14 protein-coding genes are annotated in these 17,435 nt (G+C 72.6%); 5 read left to right on the top strand and 9 right to left on the bottom strand.

What is annotated here, in order from left to right; genetic code table 11:
- Positions 1-200: 200 nt before the first annotated feature.
- Positions 201-1,631, top strand: coding sequence for a dicarboxylate/amino acid:cation symporter (locus tag K1J57_RS14270; protein ID WP_220564896.1), 1,431 nt, complete (start codon positions 201-203; stop codon positions 1,629-1,631).
- Between the two features lie 137 nt (positions 1,632-1,768).
- Positions 1,769-3,058 (top strand): chemotaxis protein CheA, encoded by a 1,290-nt coding sequence (locus K1J57_RS14265; protein WP_370634661.1) that lies wholly within the window; start codon positions 1,769-1,771, stop codon positions 3,056-3,058.
- 189 nt (positions 3,059-3,247) lie between these two features.
- On the opposite strand, the gene K1J57_RS14260 is transcribed toward K1J57_RS14265, so the two are convergent.
- The 3 genes from K1J57_RS14260 to K1J57_RS14250 all read right to left on the bottom strand — a co-directional run bounded on the left by K1J57_RS14260 (position 3,248) and on the right by K1J57_RS14250 (position 5,719).
- Positions 3,248-3,892 (bottom strand): AAA family ATPase, encoded by a 645-nt coding sequence (locus K1J57_RS14260; RefSeq protein ID WP_220564895.1) that lies wholly within the window; start codon positions 3,890-3,892, stop codon positions 3,248-3,250.
- Between the two features lie 12 nt (positions 3,893-3,904).
- Positions 3,905-4,231, bottom strand: a complete 327-nt coding sequence (locus K1J57_RS14255; RefSeq protein WP_255647050.1) for a zf-TFIIB domain-containing protein — start codon at positions 4,229-4,231, stop codon at positions 3,905-3,907.
- A 105-nt stretch (positions 4,232-4,336) separates the two neighbouring features.
- On the bottom strand, positions 4,337-5,719 hold the full coding sequence (locus K1J57_RS14250) for an NAD(P)H-quinone dehydrogenase (protein WP_220564893.1): 1,383 nt from the start codon (positions 5,717-5,719) through the stop codon (positions 4,337-4,339).
- Positions 5,720-5,941: 222 nt separating this feature from the next.
- On the opposite strand from K1J57_RS14250, the gene K1J57_RS14245 reads away from it, so the two are divergent.
- Positions 5,942-6,766 carry a purine-nucleoside phosphorylase gene (locus K1J57_RS14245; protein ID WP_220564892.1) on the top strand — a complete coding sequence of 275 codons (825 nt, stop codon included), beginning with the start codon at positions 5,942-5,944 and terminating at the stop codon, positions 6,764-6,766.
- 523 nt (positions 6,767-7,289) lie between these two features.
- On the opposite strand, the gene K1J57_RS14240 is transcribed toward K1J57_RS14245, so the two are convergent.
- The 5 genes from K1J57_RS14240 to K1J57_RS14220 all read right to left on the bottom strand — a co-directional run bounded on the left by K1J57_RS14240 (position 7,290) and on the right by K1J57_RS14220 (position 12,888).
- Positions 7,290-7,931, bottom strand: coding sequence for a PH domain-containing protein (locus K1J57_RS14240; protein ID WP_220564891.1), 642 nt, complete (start codon positions 7,929-7,931; stop codon positions 7,290-7,292).
- Positions 7,928-9,028: an adenosine deaminase gene (locus tag K1J57_RS14235; RefSeq protein ID WP_220564890.1), complete on the bottom strand. Its 1,101-nt coding sequence runs from the start codon at positions 9,026-9,028 to the stop codon at positions 7,928-7,930. The genes K1J57_RS14240 and K1J57_RS14235 overlap by 4 nt, the downstream gene beginning before the upstream one ends.
- Before the next feature lie 110 nt (positions 9,029-9,138).
- Positions 9,139-10,377 (bottom strand): M20 family metallopeptidase, encoded by a 1,239-nt coding sequence (locus K1J57_RS14230; RefSeq protein WP_220564889.1) that lies wholly within the window; start codon positions 10,375-10,377, stop codon positions 9,139-9,141.
- Positions 10,378-10,409: 32 nt separating this feature from the next.
- Positions 10,410-11,582: a glutamate--cysteine ligase gene (locus K1J57_RS14225; protein ID WP_220564888.1), complete on the bottom strand. Its 1,173-nt coding sequence runs from the start codon at positions 11,580-11,582 to the stop codon at positions 10,410-10,412.
- Positions 11,583-11,742: 160 nt separating this feature from the next.
- Positions 11,743-12,888, bottom strand: a complete 1,146-nt coding sequence (locus K1J57_RS14220; protein ID WP_255647049.1) for a YihY/virulence factor BrkB family protein — start codon at positions 12,886-12,888, stop codon at positions 11,743-11,745.
- A 102-nt stretch (positions 12,889-12,990) separates the two neighbouring features.
- Between K1J57_RS14220 and K1J57_RS14215 the strand changes: the two genes are divergently transcribed.
- Complete coding sequence (locus K1J57_RS14215) at positions 12,991-14,115, top strand: galactokinase family protein (protein ID WP_220565540.1); 1,125 nt, start codon at positions 12,991-12,993, stop codon at positions 14,113-14,115.
- Between the two features lie 180 nt (positions 14,116-14,295).
- A complete protein-coding gene (locus tag K1J57_RS14210) occupies positions 14,296-15,579 on the top strand; it encodes an LCP family protein (RefSeq protein ID WP_220564887.1) in 1,284 nt (427 codons plus the stop codon).
- A 531-nt stretch (positions 15,580-16,110) separates the two neighbouring features.
- On the opposite strand, the gene K1J57_RS14205 is transcribed toward K1J57_RS14210, so the two are convergent.
- Positions 16,111-17,328 (bottom strand): NADP-dependent isocitrate dehydrogenase, encoded by a 1,218-nt coding sequence (locus K1J57_RS14205; RefSeq protein WP_220564886.1) that lies wholly within the window; start codon positions 17,326-17,328, stop codon positions 16,111-16,113.
- Between the last annotated feature and the right edge of the window lie 107 nt (positions 17,329-17,435).

Here is a 17,435-nt window from a genome sequence, read left to right as displayed (position 1 = left end):
TAGCTAGGTCCACGCGCGCCCGTCCGGGCGAAGCGCCGCACACCCTTCCCCTGCCCGCCCTCTCCGGGGCGGGCCTCCGCACGTCACCTCTTCTCCGGTGACACCCGCACACATTCCCCGAGCCGGAGATCCGCACGCCCACAGGCCGACCGCCGCGGCGTGCCCGTGCTCCGGTGCACCCACCGCTTGGAGTCACTTCCGTGTCCGCACAGACCGCCACGGTCAAGCCCCGGCGCCGCCTGCGGCTCCCGTCGTTCGGCGTCCAGGTCCTCCTCGGCCTGGTCCTGGGCCTGGTCCTGGGCTTCGTCGCCCTCCAGATCGGCCCCGCCGGCGAGGAGCCCAACTGGCTCGCCGTCACCCTCCAGACCATCGGCAGCACGTTCGTCTCCCTGCTGAAGACGGTCGTCCCGCCGCTGATCATCCTCGCCGTCATCTCCTCCATCGCCAACCTGCGCAACGTCACCAACGCCGCGCGGCTGGCCTGGAAGACCCTGCTGTGGTTCGCCGTCACCGCCCTGGTCTCGGTGGCGATCGGCATCGCCCTGGGCCTGGTGGTCCGCCCCGGCGTGAACAGCTCCGTCGACCCCGGCACCGTGGCCGAGCCCTCCGGCAGCGGTTCCTGGCTCGCGTTCATCGAGAGCCTGGTGCCCGCGAACTTCCTCGGCCTGGCCGCCGACACCTCCGCCGCCGAGGACGGCACCCTGAGCACCTCGCTGGGCTTCAACGTGCTCCAGCTGATCGTCATCGCGATCGTCCTGGGCATCGCCGCCGTCAAGACCGGCAAGGCCGCCGAGCCGTTCATCTCGTTCACCGAGTCGGCCCTCCAGGTCGTCCTCAAGGCCCTGTGGTGGATCATCCGCCTGGCCCCGATCGGTACCGTCGGCCTGCTCGGCAACGCCGTCTACAGCTACGGCTGGACCACCATCGGCGCCCTGGGCAAGTACACGCTGACCGTCTACCTCGGCCTCGCCCTGGTACTGTTCGTCGTCTACCCGGTGCTCGCCCGCGTCAACGGCCTGTCCCCGGTCAAGTACTTCACCGGGGCCTGGCCCGCGATCCAGCTGGCCTTCGTGTCGCGCTCCTCGATGGGCACCATGCCGGTCACCCAGCGGGTCACCGAGCAGAACCTGGGCGTGCCGCGCTACTACTCCGCGTTCGCGGTGCCGTTCGGCGCGACCACCAAGATGGACGGCTGCGCCGCGATCTACCCGGCGATCTCGGCGATCTTCATCGCCCAGTTCTTCCCGGACATCTCCCTGGGCATCACCGACTACCTGCTCATCGTGTTCGTGTCGGTCATCGGCTCGGCCGCCACCGCCGGCACCACCGGCGCGACGGTCATGCTGACCCTGACCCTGTCCACCCTGGGCCTGCCCCTGGAGGGCGTCGGCCTGCTGCTGGCCGTCGACCCGATCCTGGACATGGGCCGCACCGCGGTGAACGTGGCCGGCCAGGCCCTCATCCCGGCGATCGTCGCCAAGCGCGAGGGCATCCTGGACGTGGCCCGCTACAACGCGCCGCGCGACGCCTCCGGGTTCGTGCCGCTGGACGAGCCCACCGCCGAGGACGGTGCCGACCGCGAGGGGGCCGAAGAGGTCGCCAAGGTGCCCGCGGGCGCCGCGAAGGAGTAGCCCTCCCGCGCCCTGCGCCGAAACGGCCCGCCGGAACACCGGCGGGCCGTTTCGCGTCACCGGAGAGAACCGTCACGATGGGAACCCCGGGGGCACCCCGTTCGTCCCTGGAGTGTGAGGGAAGCGAGAGGAACGACATGTTGCGCCGCTTGGTAACACCCACTGTGCTGACCGCCGGGATCGCGACCGCGGTGGTGAGCGCCGCGGTGATGCCCGCGGCCGCCGACACCGTGCAGCCCCCGGAGAGCAACGCCATCGTCCAGGAGCTGGAGGACGACGGCGTCTTCATCGACCCGGCCGTCGGGGACGCCATCCCCGCCGCCGAGGAGAGCGCCCTGGAGGCCGCCGCGGCCGGGGCCGACACCCCTGTCTACTACGTGATCCTGCCCACCGACGCGGTCGGCTCCGACTCCGCGCTCAACGCGCTGATGGAGCCGGTCATGTCCGACGTGGGCGACGGCCTGTACGGCGTGCTGGCGGGCTCGGAGGAGTTCCGCGTCCTGTCGCCGAACGTCGAGGACACCGAGGCCATCCGCGAGGTCGCCCTGCGCGAGGGGGGCGGCAACCAGGTCGACACCCTGGTCGCGGTCCCCGACGCCGCCCAGGAGGTCGAGGACGCCGCCGCGGCCGGGACCACCACGCTGTGGATCCTGCTCGTCGTCGCGGTGCTGGTCGCGGGCGGCATCTTCCTCGTCGTCCGCAACAACCGCCGCAAGCGCGAGGAGCTCAAGGCCAAGCAGCTGGCCGAGATCAAGCAGATGGCCACCGAGGACGTCGTGCGCCTGGGCGAGGACGTCGCGCGGCTGGAGATCGACCTGTCCGCGGTCGACGACGAGACCCGCACCGACTACTCGCGCGCCATGGACGCCTACGACCAGGCCAAGACCCGGCTGGACACCATCCGCGAGCCGGAGGAGATCCGCCAGGTCACCAACTCCCTGGAGGACGGCCGCTACTACATGACGGCCACCCGCGCCCGGCTCAACGGGACGCCGGTGCCGGACCGGCGCGGGCCCTGCTTCTTCAACCCGCAGCACGGCCCGTCGGTGGAGGACGTCACCTGGGCCCCGCCCGGCGGCTCGCCCCGCTCGGTCACGGCCTGCGCGTCCTGCGCCCAGGCGGTCAAGAGCGGCATGAACCCCGACGACGTGCGCATGGTCGAGGTCGACGGCCGCCGTGTCCCGTACTACGACGCGGGCCCGGCCTACTCGCCCTACGCGGGCGGCTACTTCGGCATGGACATGATGATGGGCATGTTCACCGGCATGATGATGGGCCAGATGATGGGGTCCATGATGGGCATGGGGATGGGCATGGGCATGGGCGACGCCACCGGCGACGTCGGTGCCGAGGGGGACTTCGGGGGCGGTGACTTCGGCGGGGGCGACTTCGGCGGGGGCGGCGACTTCGGAGGCTTCGACTTCTGATCCCCGCATGACGCGAGGGCGTGTTCGGTGGATGCCTTCGAGCGGTCCGGCGCTTGCGCCGAATGCCGGGAGCGGCCTCGCGACCGCGACCCGGAATGATCAGCCGAACACGCACCGGGGCCCCGGACCGCACGGTCCGGGGCCCTTCCCGTGCCGCGGCGGCCCCGCGCCGGGAGGGCCGACCGCCCGTCAGGGGGCGGTGCTCCGGGCCGCGTCCAGGTCCCCGACCCAGGCGGCGACGCGGTCGGCGGTGGCCTCCGGTCCGGCGTCGGTGGTGTCCACGAGGGTGAGCGGCGGTTCGAGCCGGTCGGCCTCGCGCTCCACCCAGGCGGCGAACTCCAGGGTCTCGGCGATGCGCTCCTCGTCCCACTCCCGCCAGGCGGGCCGGGACCGCAGCCGCTCCGCCAGTACCCGCGGGTCGCAGGTGAGCGCCAGGTAGTGGACGCCGTCGAACAGCGCCCGCTCGGGCAGCGGCTCGAACTCCGGGGGGACGACCGTCCCGCACAGCACGACCGGCCGCCCGCTCTGCTGCACCATGGCGGCGGTGCGCAGCCAGGTGGAGCGGAACAGGCGGTGGTGGTCGGCGGGGTCGCGCAGGCCCCCCACCCAGAGCAGGTCCTGTTCGAGCACGACGAACCGGTCCCGCAGGCGTTCCAGCAGCAGCCCGGCGACGGTGGACTTGCCGGTGCCGCTGGGGCCGGAGACGCAGTAGAGCGGGAGGCGGAGGAAGGGGCGGGTGCGGCCGCAGAAGCGGCACAGCAACACGGAGACCCCCGACGAGGTGTCGGGGGTCGGGTCCCATTCCCCGCAGTGAGTACAGATCAGCGGGTGCACGGGGTGGTTTCTCTAGTCGAAGAGGTCCTCGAGGAAGCTCTTCCGGCGGCGCCGGTAGGGGCGCGGCGAGTCGCTGTAGCCGCGCGGGGAGTCCGGGTAGCCGGGACGGTATCCGCGGGGGGAGTCGGGGTACCCGGGGGTCGGGTAGCCCGGCCGGGGCTGGCCCTGGGGCACGTAGCCGCCGGAGGGCGGCGGGGCCTGCGGGTCGGGCGGCGGGGTCGAGCTGTAGTGGCGCTTCTCGGCTTCGACGATGCGCTCGAGCTCGCCTCGGTCCAGGAAGATGCCCTGGCACCCGTCACACCGCTCGATGTGCACGCCGTGACGGTCGAACGTGCGCATGTTGCTTTGGCATTTGGGACAGATCACAACAGGACGCTACTCTCATCGGCGTTAAGGAAACGTAAAAACGGCCCGGCCGCGGGGCTCGGGCCGTTGCTCTGGAGCCTACTCCGGTGAGGCCAGCATCAGGGAGCGGGCCGCCTCGGTGACGCTGCCCGACAGGGACGGGTACACCGCGAAGGTGTGCGCGAGGTCGTCCACGGTCAGCCTCTGCTGCACGGCCACCGACACGGCCAGGATCAGTTCGCTGGCGCGCGGCCCGACGATGACGCCGCCCAGCACGATGCCGGTGTGCTGGCGGCAGATGAGCTTGACGAAGCCGTCCTTGACCTCGTTCATCTTGGCGCGCGGGTTGGTGTTGAGCGGCAGCGTGACGGAGCGGCCGTCGATGCGGCCGCTGCGCACGTCGTCCTCGCTGGCGCCGACGGCGGCCAGCTCGGGGTGGGTGAACACGGTGGAGGCCACCGTGGACAGCTTCAGCGGGGCGACGGCCTCGCCCAGGGCGTGCCACATGGCGATGCGGCCCTGCATGGCGGCCACGGAGGCGAGCATGTTGACGCCGGTGCAGTCGCCGGCCGCGTACACGCCCGGGACGGTGGTGCGCGAGACCCGGTCGACCTCGACGAACCCGCCCCGGCCCAGGCGCACGCCGGCCTCCTCCAGGCCGAGCCCGTCGGTGTTGGGGATCATGCCGACGGTCATCAGGCAGTGGGAGCCCTCGACGGTGCGGCCGTCGGAGAGGGTGACCAGCACCCCGTCCTCCGTGCGCACCACCGACTCGGCGCGGGTGCGGTTGAGGACGGTCATGCCGCGGCGCAGGAAGACCTCCTCCAGCACGCGGGCGGCGTCGGGGTCCTGGGTGGGCATGACGTGCTCGCGGGAGGAGACCAGGGTCACGTTCGAGCCGAGGGACTGGTAGGCGCTGGCGAACTCGGCGCCGGTCACGCCGGAGCCGACGACGATGAGCTTCTCGGGCAGCTCGTCGAGGTCGTAGAGCTGGCGCCAGGTGAGGATGCGCTCGCCGTCGGGCCGGGCCGAGGGCAGCTCGCGCGGGTGGGCGCCGGTGGCGACGAGCACGACGTCGGCGCGGATGCGGGTGTCGCCGACGGCGACGATGCGCGGGTCGACCAGGCGCGCCTCGCCGCTGACGACCTCGATGCCCTCCTTGACCAGCCGGGCGCGGGTGTCGTCGGACTGGGCCTGGGCCAGGGCGAGGATCCGGTTGTTGACCGTGGGCATGTCGACGCGCACCGAGGACTTGCCGTCGAGCTGGTCGTCGACCTGGATGCCCAGGTTCTCGGACTCGCGCACGTAGGTGGTGCGGGTGGAGGTGGCGATCAGGCTCTTGGAGGGAACGCAGTCGGTGAGGACGCAGGCGCCGCCGATGCCGTCGCGGTCCACCACCGTCACGTCCGCGCCGAGCTGCGCGGCGACCAGTGCCGCCTCGTAGCCCCCGGGACCGCCCCCGATGATCACGACCTTCGTCACTCTGCTTCACTCCCTCTGCGGCCGGCCGTCGTACCGCCCGTCCCGGTCGGGGGCGGTGGGCATGACGGGGCGGCATGTGGTTCTCTCGCCTTACCCCTATTGTCGGCCATACCGACCGGCGGATTCCGCACCCGCCCCGGCCGGGGGTCGGGCATTCCCCTTACCGCCACCGTAGCGTTGCGTTCCGGAATCATCCGGCTACACGGCGGTAGCATCCGCTGTGTGAGTGAAACAGAGCAGCCGCCGACGACGACCGCCGAGGCCCGGGCACTGGCGGCCGACGCGGCGCACGAACTCCTGACCCGGGCCGGGGCCGACGGCTTCGACGCCCTGGTGGTGCTCGGTTCCGGGTGGACGGACGCGGTGGACACGCTCGGTTCGCCGGACATCGGGTTCGAGGCGCGGGAGCTGCCCGGTTTCCTGGCGCCCGCCGGGGAGGGCCACGGCACCACCGTCCACAGCATGTGGGTGGGCGACAAACGAGTGGTGGTCTTCACAGGGCGCCTGCACCTGTACGAGGGCCACGACCCGATGCGGGTGGTGCACGCGGTGCGCACCGGCATCGCCGCCGGGGCGCGGCTGGCGGTGCTGACGGGCTCGGTGGGCTCCCTGCGGGTGGACATCGCGCCCGGGCAGCCGGTGGTGCTGAGCGACCACATCAACCTGACGGCGCGGTCCCCGCTGGTCGGCCCGACGTTCGTGGACCTGTCGTCGGTGTACAGCCCGCGGCTGCGCCGGCTCGTCCACGAGGTGGACGCCTCGCTCGCGGAGGGGGTGTACGCCGCCACACCGGGGCCGCAGCTGCAGACCCCCACGGAGTCGAAGGTGCTGCGCCAGGCGGGGGCGGACGTGGTGGGGCGGTCGATCCCGCTGGAGGCCATCGCCGCCGTGGAGATGGGCGCCGAGGTGCTGGGGCTGTCGATCGTGAGCAACGACGCCCTGGGCGCGGTGCTGGAGCCGTTCGACGGGGAGCGGGCCATGGAGATCGTCCGGCAGCGGGCGCGCCGCCTGGGCGAGCTGCTCAACCGGCTGCTGGTCCGGGCCTGAGGGCCCGGTCGGGGGAAAGGAGAGGGACCCGGCGGTGCCGGGTCCCTCGGCGCTCTCCGGGCGCGTCGCGCGGGACCCCCGCAGGTCCTTCGATCGCGCGACGCGGCCCGGAGGCGTCGTCGCGGGGCCGCCTCCGAACGGACCCGTCCGGTACCGGCGTGGCGAGCGTACACCCCGAGGCCTTGGGGTGGACGGTACCGGCCGTGCTCCGTCCGGAGGCGTGTGCCCCGCTCCGGTGTCCCGCCCGTGCAGGATCCCCGCAGACCCCGTTGGACTCACGGGCCGTGGGACACCGTTTCCTCTTCCCGTTGTTCGTCGGAACAGCTCGTCAGAACAGCGTGGCGCCTCGGAGAAGGTCCGGGCGGGCGGCCATCCGCGCGAAGCCCTCCCGCCCGGAACACTCTCCATTAGGCATGCCTTACCTAACCAGAGCCGACCGGGTCCCGTCAACCCCGCGCACCGACGAAGAAAGGACCCGGCCCCCGCGCGGGCGGGGACCGGGTCCGGATCCGGGAGAGGGGGCTCAGGCCAGCAGGAGGGCCGCCGCGACCAGGACCGCGACGGCGCCAGCGATGACGACCACCTCGACCGAGACCATCGTCTGGGGGCGGTCCTCGGCGCCCAGCGCCGCGGGCCCCGCCTCGTCGATGTCGCGGATCGGGCCGGCCAGCGGGCGCGCCTTGTGGCGCTCGGCGTCCTGGCGCAGCTGGAGGGCGGCCCGGTCCATCGGGCGCATCTCCCGCGGGTCCTCCTCGTCGGGCCCATCCATGAACCCGCCCTCGCGGCGCAGGTTGTCGCGGACCCGGGCGCGCTTGGTCTCGCGCAGCGGCCAGGAGCGCACGACCCCGTCGGTGGTGTGCACCCGCAGCACGTCGACCACGTCCACCCACCGCACGGCCGCCCAGGGGACGAAGGTCTCGCGCAGCGGGTTGATCACCCGCAGGCCCCGCTCGGTGACCACGATGCGCGGGCGCAGCCACACGAGGTACACCAGCGCGACGCTGGCCACCAGGACGGCGCCGTACAGCCGGATCTCCGGCCCCTGGCCGCGAAGGAACAGGTCGGCCAGCAGGAGCACGGCGACGACGATCCAGACCACGGCCAGGACCCGGGAGAAGAGGGAGTAGTGCACCGTCGGGTTGGCACCCGCCGCCGGTCCGCTCATCGGTCGGCCGCCCACTTCAGCTGCGCGAAGCCGGGCTTGATGACACCGTTGATGAGCGCCAGGCGCTCGTCGAAGGGCAGGAACGCCGACTTCATGGCGTTGACCGTGAACCACTGGACGTCGTCCCAGCCGTACCCGAAGGCCTCGGAGAGCCGGGCGAACTCCTCCGACAGGCTGGTACCGCTCTGCAGCCGGTTGTCGGTGTTGACCGTCACCCGGAAGCGCAGGTCGCGCAGCAGGCCGATGGGGTGTTCGGCGATGGAGGGGGCGGCCCCGGTCTGCACGTTGGAGCTGGGGCACATCTCCAGGGGCACGCGCTTGTCGCGCACGTACTGGGCCAGCCGGCCCAGGCGGGGCGCGCCGTTCTCGGTGACGGTGATGTCGTCGATGATACGCACGCCGTGGCCGAGCCGGTCGCAGCCGCACCACTGGAGGGCCTCCCAGATCGACGGGAGGCCGAACGCCTCGCCCGCGTGGATCGTGAAGTGGAAGTTCTCCCGGCGCAGGTACTCGAAGGCGTCCAGGTGCCGGGTCGGCGGGTTGCCGGCCTCGGCCCCGGCGATGTCGAACCCGGCCACCCCGGCGTCGCGGTAGCGGACGGCCAGCTCGGCGATCTCCGAGGACCGCGCGGCGTGGCGCATGGCGGTGACCAGCTGCCCGGTGCGGATGCCCCGCCCGGCGTCGGCGGCGCGCTTCTCGCCCAGCTCCAGCCCCTCCTGGACGGCCTCGACGACCTCCTCCAGGGTGAGCCCGCGCTCCAGGTGCTGCTCGGGGGCGTAGCGCTGCTCTGCGTAGACCACGCCGTCGGCGGCCAGGTCCTCGGCCGCCTCGGCGGCGACCCGGACCAGGGCGTCGCGGGTCTGCATGACCGCGGTGGTGTGCGCGAACGTCTCCAGGTAGCGCTCCAGCGAACCGGAGTCGGAGGCCTCGCGGAACCAGTGCCCCAGCTCCACCGGGTCGTAGGTGGGCAGGTCCTTGTATCCGACCTCCCGGGCCAGCTCGACCACCGTGGCGGGCCGCAGCCCGCCGTCGAGGTGGTCGTGCAGGAGCACCTTGGGCGCCCGCCGGATCTGTTCGACTGTGAGTGGCTGGTTCATGTACTCAGAATGCCACCGGCGCCGCACCCGGCCCGACACCCCGGCGCGAAGTTACCGGGAACCCGGTAGATCCACGGCGTCCGCGCAGGTCGCGCCGGGGGCCGGAGGGCTCAGAAGGACACCGCCTCCTCGGCGGCCGGTACGCGGTCGCGGCCGTCCGCCGCCAGGGCGGTGAGGGCCGTGGTCACCAGGAACCGGGTGCCGACGCCGATGGCGCGCTCGTCCACGTCGAAGGTCCCGCGGTGCAGGTCCAGCATGGGCCCGTCCCAGTCCGGCGAGTGGGTGCCCAACCGGGCCAGTGCGCCGGGGACGTTCTCCAGGTACCAGGCGAAGTCCTCCCCGCCCAGGCTCTGCGGGGTGGGCGAGGCCGCGTCCGGCCCCAGGGCCAGGGCGGTGGCCTCGCGCATGACGTCCACACTGGACGCCTCGTTGATGGTGGGCGGGACGCCGCGTTTGTAGGTGACCTCGGCGTCGGCCCCGTAGGCGGCGGCCACCGACTCCACCAGACCCTTGACGATGTCGGGGGCCGCGTGCCACGCCTCGTCGTCCAGGCAGCGCACGGTCCCCTCGGCGACCGCGTCGTCGGGGATGACGTTGGGCGCCGACCCGGCGCTGATGCGGCCCCACACCAGGCTGAACCCGGCGCGCGGGTCGATGCGGCGGGAGAGCGCGGCGGGCAGCTCGGTGACGACCTTGCCCATCGCGTACACCAGGTCGGCGGTCAGGTGGGGGCGCGCGGTGTGCCCGCCCGGGCCGGACAGCCGGACCGTCAGCTGGTCGCAGGCGGCGGTGATGCCGCCGGTGCGCAGGCCCACCCGGCCGACCATCAGCCGGGGGTCGCAGTGCAGCGCGAAGATCCGGTCGACGCCCTCCAGGGCCCCGGCGTTGATCACCTCGACGGCGCCGCCGGGCAGCTCCTCGGCCGGCTGGAAGACCAGCCGGACCCGGCCGGGCAGGGCGCCCGCCCGGTCCTGCTGGGCCAGGAAGACCCCGGCGGCCAGCAGGACCGTGGTGTGGACGTCGTGGCCGCAGGCGTGCGCGGCCCCCGGGACGGTGGAGCGGTAGGGGACGTCCTTCTCGTCGGTGAGCGGCAGGGCGTCGATGTCCGCCCGCAGGGCGACGGTGGGCCCGGGGCCCGAGCCGATGTCGCAGACCAGCCCGGTGCCGCCGGGGAGCACCCTGGGGTGCAGCCCGACCCCGCGCAGGTGCTCGACGATCCGCCCCGTGGTGCGATGCTCGGCGAAGGCGAGTTCGGGGTGCATGTGCAGGTCACGGCGGAAGCCGATGAAGTCCCGCTCGCGGCGCGCCAGAAAAGCGGTCAACTGTTCCGGCAGGTCTCGTCCCTGCATACGAGGGCCCTCTCTACGCTTTCGCCCATGTCTTACCGAGCGCCGGCGCCGTCGCCGGCACCGACCCCTGCACGGGTGGGTCCGTCGTCGAGCTCGGCCGCGAGCATGTCGACGACGTCGTCGAGGGTGCCGCCCTCGGCGATGACCGCGCGCTGACGCTCGTAGGAGGCGCCCTTGTCCAGGATCTCGGAGATCAGGTCCAGGTCCTCGGCGCAGCCCAGCCGGGTCGCGACCGGCCTCAGTTCGCGGACCAGCTCGTAGAGGTCGTCACGGATCGGGACGGTGGTCCCTCGGCCGTCCGTGATGACGCGAGCGTCGAGCCCGTAGCGGGTGGCCCGCCACTTGTTGTCCCTCACCAGCCAGGACGGCGGGCTGGGCAGCCGATACCCGCGGTCGAGCTGGTGATCGAACAACTCCACCAGGCTCTGGGAGAGCGCGGCGGCCATTCCCACCTCGCGCAGGGTGGGGATCCCGTCGAACATCCGGATCTCGATGGTCCCGAAATCCGGGTGCGGACGAATGTCCCACCACACTTCTTTGATGGATGCGATGGTACCCGCCCTGAGAAGCGTTTCGAGGTATTCCTCGAAAGCCGACCAGTTCGGGAGGTTCGGCGGCGGACCGGAAGTGGGCAGCGCGCCGAAGATCACGGAGCGGGCGGAGGCCAGACCGGTATCGTGACCCGCCCAGAATGGACTGGAGGCGCTCAAAGCGAGAAAATGCGGGAGATACCTCGCGAGCGCGTTCACGATGGGAATGGCCTTGTCCTGGTGGCGCACGCCCACGTGCACGTGGACGCCGCAGGTGAGGATGCGCCGGGCGACCCACTGCATCTGCTCGACGAGTTCCCGGTACCGGGCGCCGGGGCTGAAGTCCTGGTCCCGCCAGTCGTCGATGGGGTGGGTGCCGGAACAGGTGAGCGTGGTGCCCCAGGGTGCGAGCACCTGCCGCATGCGGGAGACGTTGCGGGCCAGGTCGTCCTTGGCCTGCTCGACCGTCTCGCAGATCCCGGTGACGACCTCCACCTGGGACTGCATCAGCTCGTGGCGCAGTGGGGGGACCACCGCCGCGGAACTGAGTTCGGGGAGTTCGGAGAGGAGCTTCTGCGCCTCCTGCCGCAGGTGCCGGTTGCGGCGGTCGACGAGCTGGAGTTCCCACTCCACGCCGATCGTCGCGCGTTCGGACGACTTGAATGCGGTTCCCATCTGCCCTCCGAGGGGGGAGTCTGCCGAACTTTTCGTTCGGCGAACCGGTCGCGCCCCGGCGGGGCTCTCGGCCGGGACACGGGAGGACTACCCCCTCGGAACCTGGAACATACGGGCACGGGGGACCTTCGGCGTCATTTTCCGCTAACAGAGTGTCACACTAGGCAACAGGACGTTTCCGCCGCCGCAACAGCCACGCCGTGAGCCCTCCCGCGCCCAGCGCCCCCGCCGCCGAGAGCCCCGCCGCGAGGCCGCGCCGCACCCGCCTGCGCTCGGCCGCCTCGACCGGGTCCACCCGTACGACGGGGGCGGGCCGGGTCCAGTCGATGCCGTTCTCCTCCGGCAGCGGCAGCGAGCCCGTGTAGGGCGGCGGCACCGAAAGCCGGGTCGCCGTCCACGCGGCGCTGAACATGACCAGGCGCATCACCAGGTTGATCCAGACCAGGAGGCCCACCAGCACCGCGAACGACGCGTACAGCGGGTTGCTCAGCGTCCCGGTCAGCAGCAGCGCCGCCGCGGCCTTGAGGACCTCGAACCCCACCGCGCCCAGCAGGGCGCCCCGCCACATCGTGCGGGCGGGCCGCCCGCTGCCGGACAGCAGCGCGAACACCAGCATGAAGATGAGCGCGTTCGCGCCGATGGCGATCGCCAGGGCCAGCAGCCGCAGCGCGATGTTCGCCACGATCGACCCGTCCAGGCCGACCAGGGACAGCAGCCACCGGGTGGCGGCCTGGGCGACACCGGTGACGGAGACCGACAGCAGCAGGGCCAGGCCCAGGCCGATCATCACCAGCAGGTCCGCGCCCTTGGCGAGGAAGGGGTTGGGGCCCTCCTTAGGGTTCTTCAGCCAGATCGAGTGCAGGGCCTCGCGCAGCGCCGACACCGAGTTCAGGCCCGCGTACAGCAGGCCCACCAGGCCGAACAGGCCGGCGCCCACCCGGGCGTCGGCGATCTGGTCGATGGGCAGCTGCTCCGAGAGGCCGGGCAGCACGTCGTCCAGCGCCCGGTCCAGCTGGCCGCCCAGCTCGATCTGGAGCGTGGCCAGCACGAACCCGACCGCGGCGAACGCCAGCGCGAGCAGCGGGAAGAACGACAGGAACGCGAAGTAGGTGACCGCGCCCGCCAGCTGGTTGCCGTTGCGGTCGGCGTAGCGCTCGTAGGCCCGCACCAGGTGGTCCACCCCCGGCCGACGCCGGCGCAGCGCCCAGTAGGCGTCCATGGACGTGTTCCGGTAGTGCCGGACCGTCTCCCTGGCCCTGTCCAGCACCGAGGCCACCGCGCCCTCCCCCACCTCGTCGAACCGCAACGCTAACGGCCTACCCGCTCTGTCGCGAAGGTCCCACACCGGACACTCCCGGACTTGGGCAGACTTGGAGGGACAGAGGCCGACCGGGGGAAGGGTGACGACGTGGGGGGCGCGGGGGCGCGGTGGAGGGCCGCGCTGGGCATGCGGTCGGCGGGGCCGCGGGGGGAATGGCCGACGGAGGCGCCCGACGCCGACGGGCTGGCCAAGGGCTTCGACGCCCTGTTCGGGGAGCCGCCCGCGGGGGTGTGGCACGCCCCCGGCCGGGTCGCGCTGCTGGGCGAGCACACCGCCCCCTCGGGCGGGGTGGGGCTGTACGCGGCGCTGCCGTGGGGGGTGACGGCCGCCGTGGGGGCCGTGCCCGGCGACCCCGGGGTGCGGACCGCGGCGCTCAGCGGGCCGCTGCGCGCCCGCGGCGCGGAGGGCGCGGCGGTGGCCCGGGCCGTGGCCGCGGCGCGCCGCACGGGGCTGCTGGAGGCCGGGACGGGACTGCGCGTGATGCTCGGCTCCGACCTGCCCGGCGACGCCTCCCTGGGGTACTCCGGGGCGGTGGGGGCGGCGGTGGCGCTGGCCCTGGCCGACCTGGCCGGGGGCCCGCCCCCGGAGGGCGGCACCGTGGACCAGCGGGTGTCCCTGGCCGCCCGGCCCGGCTGCGCCGTCCGGGTCAACCTGCGCACCCTCGGCACCACCGTGCTGCCCTTCGACCCGGCCGCCGAGGACCTGTGCCTGCTGGTGGTGGACACCGGGGCGCTGCCCCGCCGCGACCCCCGGCCCGGCCACGCCGCCGACCTGGAGCGCGCCGGGAAGGTCCTGGGGCCGCTGAGGTCCGTCCGCGACCTGCCCGCCGCGCTGTCCCGGCTGCCCTCCCCCGCCCAGCGCCGCCGGGTGGAGTACGCGGTGACCGAGGTGCACCGCCTGAACGCGGTGGTGGGCCTGCTGCGCGCCGAGCGGTTCGGGGAGGTCGGCGTGATCCTCACGGCCTCGCACCTGTCGCTGCGCCGGGCCGGGCTCCCGGTGCCCGAGGTGGAGCTGGCGGTGGAGACCGCCGGCCGGGCGGGCGCTCGCGGGGTGAGGATGAGCGGCTGGGCGGGCACCGCCCTGGCGCTGGCCGCCGACGACCGGGTGGCGGGCATCGGCGCCGCCCTGGAGGAGGCCTTCGCCGGCCGGGGCCTGGTGCCGCCGCGGGTGCGCTCGGCGCTCCCGGCCGCCGGGGCGCACCGGCTGCGCTGACCGGGGGCGCTCCCCACGGGGGCGGCCCGCGGCCGCCTCCGCACCCCGGGGACGCCTCCGGAATATCCCCCGGTTCCGGATCAGGGTCGGTTCATCGAACCCCGCTACCCTTTCTGCGATCCCACACAGTGGAGGCCGTGACCACGGACCTTCTGCGTCGCGGAGGAGATAGGCGGTTCGATGGCAGACCGACGGCACCGGGAAGGCTCCGACCCGACCGGTGAGCACGACAGACCGGGTGTCTTCCGGCGCAAGGGCGCCGGGGGCGGGGACGGGGCCGACGCGTTCGAGAAGCTGTACCGGGGCCGGGAATCGGAGCAGCGGGTCGTCGGCGAGACCCGGCGGATGCCCGCGGCCGGGGACGTCCCCCCGCTGCGGCCCGAGCGCCCGCAGCGCCGCACCCACCACGCCGGGCGCGAGTACGACGGAACCGGCCGCACCCGGCGGCGCCGCCAGAGGACGGCCCGCAAGGCCCGCAACGTGACCGTGGTGACCCTGGTGGTGCTGCTGGCCGCGGTGCTGGTGCTGCCCACCTGGTTCTACCTGTGGTCCAACGCGCGCCTGCAGCGGGTCGACGCCCTCCAGGACTACGAGGGCCGCCCCGAGCGCCAGGACGGCGACGTGTACATGATCGTCGGCTCCGACAGCCGCGACGGGCTGGACGACGACCAGATCCGGGAGCTGTCCACCGGCCGGGCCGAGGGCCGCCGCACGGACACGATCATGCTGCTGTACATCCCCGACACCGACGACGCCGAGCCCACCATCATCAGCGTCCCCCGCGACTCCTACGTGCAGCTGGCCATCCCCGGCTACGCCCCCAACAAGATCAACACCGCCTTCGCCGACGCCGTCTGCGGCACCGACGAGGAGGGCGAGGAGGTCTGCGGCGGCCCGGCGCCGCTGGTGCGGACCTTCGAGCAGGCCTCGGGCGTGCGGGTGGACCACTACGTGGAGATCGGCATGGGCGGGTTCGTCGGCCTGGTCGACGCCGTCGGCGGCGTGGAGCTGTGCCCCGAGGAGCCGATGGAGGACCCCAAGGCGGGCCTGGACATCGAGGCGGGCTGCCAGACGATGGACGGCGGCACCGCGCTCGGGTACGTGCGCACCCGCGCCACCGCTCGGGCCGACCTGGACCGGATCGCCCGCCAGCGGGAGTTCTTCTCCGCCCTGGTGCAGGAGGCCAGCGCCCCGGGGACGCTGTTCAACCCCTTCAAGTCGGTGCCGCTGGTGCTGGAGGGCACGGACATGTTCGTGGTCGACGAGGGCGACCGGCTGCGCCACCTGGCGACGATGCTGCTGGCCATGCGGGGCGGCACGCAGACGACCGCGATCCCGGTGGGCGCCACCCCGACGCTGCCCGACGTGGGCTCGGTGGTCCAGTGGGACGAGGCCCTGTCCCAGGAGATGTTCACGGCGATGCAGGAGGGCGAGCCGATCCCCGACAGCGCCTTCCAGGACTGACCCCCGAGCCCCCTCGGACGTCGTCCCCCCTGCCCCTCCCCCGCTCCCCCGGAGACCCGGCCCCGCGGCGGTCGGGGCGGGAAAGGCGAAGGGCCCGGTGCCGAAGCACCGGGCCCTTCTTCGTGACGTTCCGTACTGTGCGCGCCTACCCCCCAGCGGGCGCACGGCCGGCACGTCGGCTCGTGGGGCCTGAGCGGCGAAACCCGCTCTGGCCTGCCGGTTCTCACCGGCGTGACTCCACTGTAAGTCAAAGTTCGCACAAGGTGCGAATCGAGTTCACGTGTCCTATGTCGCACTGGCTCCGTGACCCGACGCAGTCATCATCCCACCCCGGCGGCGCCGATGTCCGCAGAATCGGGGAAACACGCCGGGGAATTTCATCGAGAGTGCCGAAGTCGTCACACAAAGCGTCCGGCCGCCCCCTCGCGGGGACGGCCGGACGTGGCGGAGATCACCGGGGGCGTCGGCTCAAGACGTCCCGGTGCGGGCGCCCGGGCCCGGGGCAGGGGGCCGGAGCGGGCGCCGCACTCCTCAGGCCAGGCGCTTGGACAGGTTCTCGTCCAGGGCGGCGAGGAACTGCTCGGTGGTCAGCCACTCCTGCTCGGCTCCGACCAGGATCGCGAGGTCCTTGGTCATCTGGCCGCCCTCGACGGTCTTGATGACGACGTCCTCGAGGGTGGTGGCGAACTCCAGCAGCTTGGGGGTGTTGTCCAGCTTGGCCCGGTGCTCCAGACCGCGGGTCCACGCGAAGATGGAGGCGATCGGGTTGGTGGAGGTGGGCTTGCCCTGCTGGTGCTGCCGGTAGTGGCGGGTGACGGTGCCGTGCGCCGCCTCGGCCTCGACGGTCCGGCCGTCGGCGGTGCGCAGCACGGAGGTCATCAGGCCCAGGGAGCCGAAGCCCTGCGCGACGGTGTCGGACTGGACGTCGCCGTCGTAGTTCTTGCAGGCCCAGACGTAGCCGCCCTCCCACTTGAGCGCGGAGGCGACCATGTCGTCGATGAGGCGGTGCTCGTAGGTGAGGCCGGCCTTGTCGAACTGCTCCTTGAACTCGGTCTCGTAGATCTCCTGGAACACGTCCTTGAACATGCCGTCGTAGGCCTTGAGGATCGTGTTCTTGGTGGACATGTAGACCGGGTAGTTCCGGTCCAGGCCGTAGTTGAGGCTGGCCCGCGCGAAGTCCTCGATGGACTTGCGGAAGTTGTACATGCCCATGGCCACGCCGCCGGCCTCGGGGAAGTTGGCGACCTCGAACTCGACCGGCTCGCTGCCGTCGGCCGGGGTGTAGGTCATGGTGACGGTGCCGGGGCCGGGGACCTTGAAGTCGGTGGCCTTGTACTGGTCGCCGTGGGCGTGGCGGCCGATGATGATCGGCTTGGTCCAGCCCGGGACCAGGCGCGGCACGTTCTCGCAGATGATCGGCTCGCGGAAAACGACGCCGCCGAGGATGTTGCGGATGGTGCCGTTGGGCGACCGCCACATCTTCTTCAGGCCGAACTCCTCCACCCGGGCCTCGTCCGGGGTGATGGTGGCGCACTTGACGCCGACGCCGTGCTCCTTGATGGCGTTGGCGGCGTCGACGGTGATCTGGTCATCGGTGCGGTCGCGCTCCTCGATGCCCAGGTCGTAGTACTTCAGGTCGATGTCGAGGTACGGGAGGATCAGGCGGTCCTTGATGAAGGACCAGATGATCCGGGTCATCTCGTCGCCATCGAGCTCGACTACGGGGTTCTCGACCTTGATCTTGGCCATGGCTGTGTGGCTGTCCCTTCAATCTTCGCCACCACCTCGTGCGGCGGTGGACGGCGCCCGGCTCGTGGCCGGACACCGGCTTCCGCGCGCGGCGATCCCCTGATCCC

The sequence above is a fragment of the Nocardiopsis sp. MT53 genome (assembly GCF_019598965.1).
Lineage (GTDB): Bacteria > Actinomycetota > Actinomycetes > Streptosporangiales > Streptosporangiaceae > Nocardiopsis > Nocardiopsis changdeensis.
This window is presented reverse-complemented; position numbering and strand designations above follow the sequence as displayed.

Excerpts from the sequence above, each read along its gene's own strand:
- K1J57_RS14255 (WP_255647050.1), bottom strand. The coding sequence starts at position 4,231 with ATGCGCACGTTCGACCGTCACGGCGTGCACATCGAGCGGTGTGACGGG.
- K1J57_RS14230 (WP_220564889.1), bottom strand. The coding sequence starts at position 10,377 with ATGCAGGGACGAGACCTGCCGGAACAGTTGACCGCTTTTCTGGCGCGC.
- K1J57_RS14235 (WP_220564890.1), bottom strand. The coding sequence starts at position 9,028 with ATGAACCAGCCACTCACAGTCGAACAGATCCGGCGGGCGCCCAAGGTG.
- K1J57_RS14225 (WP_220564888.1), bottom strand. The coding sequence starts at position 11,582 with ATGGGAACCGCATTCAAGTCGTCCGAACGCGCGACGATCGGCGTGGAG.
- K1J57_RS14240 (WP_220564891.1), bottom strand. The coding sequence starts at position 7,931 with ATGAGCGGACCGGCGGCGGGTGCCAACCCGACGGTGCACTACTCCCTC.
- K1J57_RS14210 (WP_220564887.1), top strand. The coding sequence starts at position 14,296 with ATGGCAGACCGACGGCACCGGGAAGGCTCCGACCCGACCGGTGAGCAC.
- K1J57_RS14205 (WP_220564886.1), bottom strand. The coding sequence starts at position 17,328 with ATGGCCAAGATCAAGGTCGAGAACCCCGTAGTCGAGCTCGATGGCGAC.
- K1J57_RS14265 (WP_370634661.1), top strand. The coding sequence starts at position 1,769 with ATGTTGCGCCGCTTGGTAACACCCACTGTGCTGACCGCCGGGATCGCG.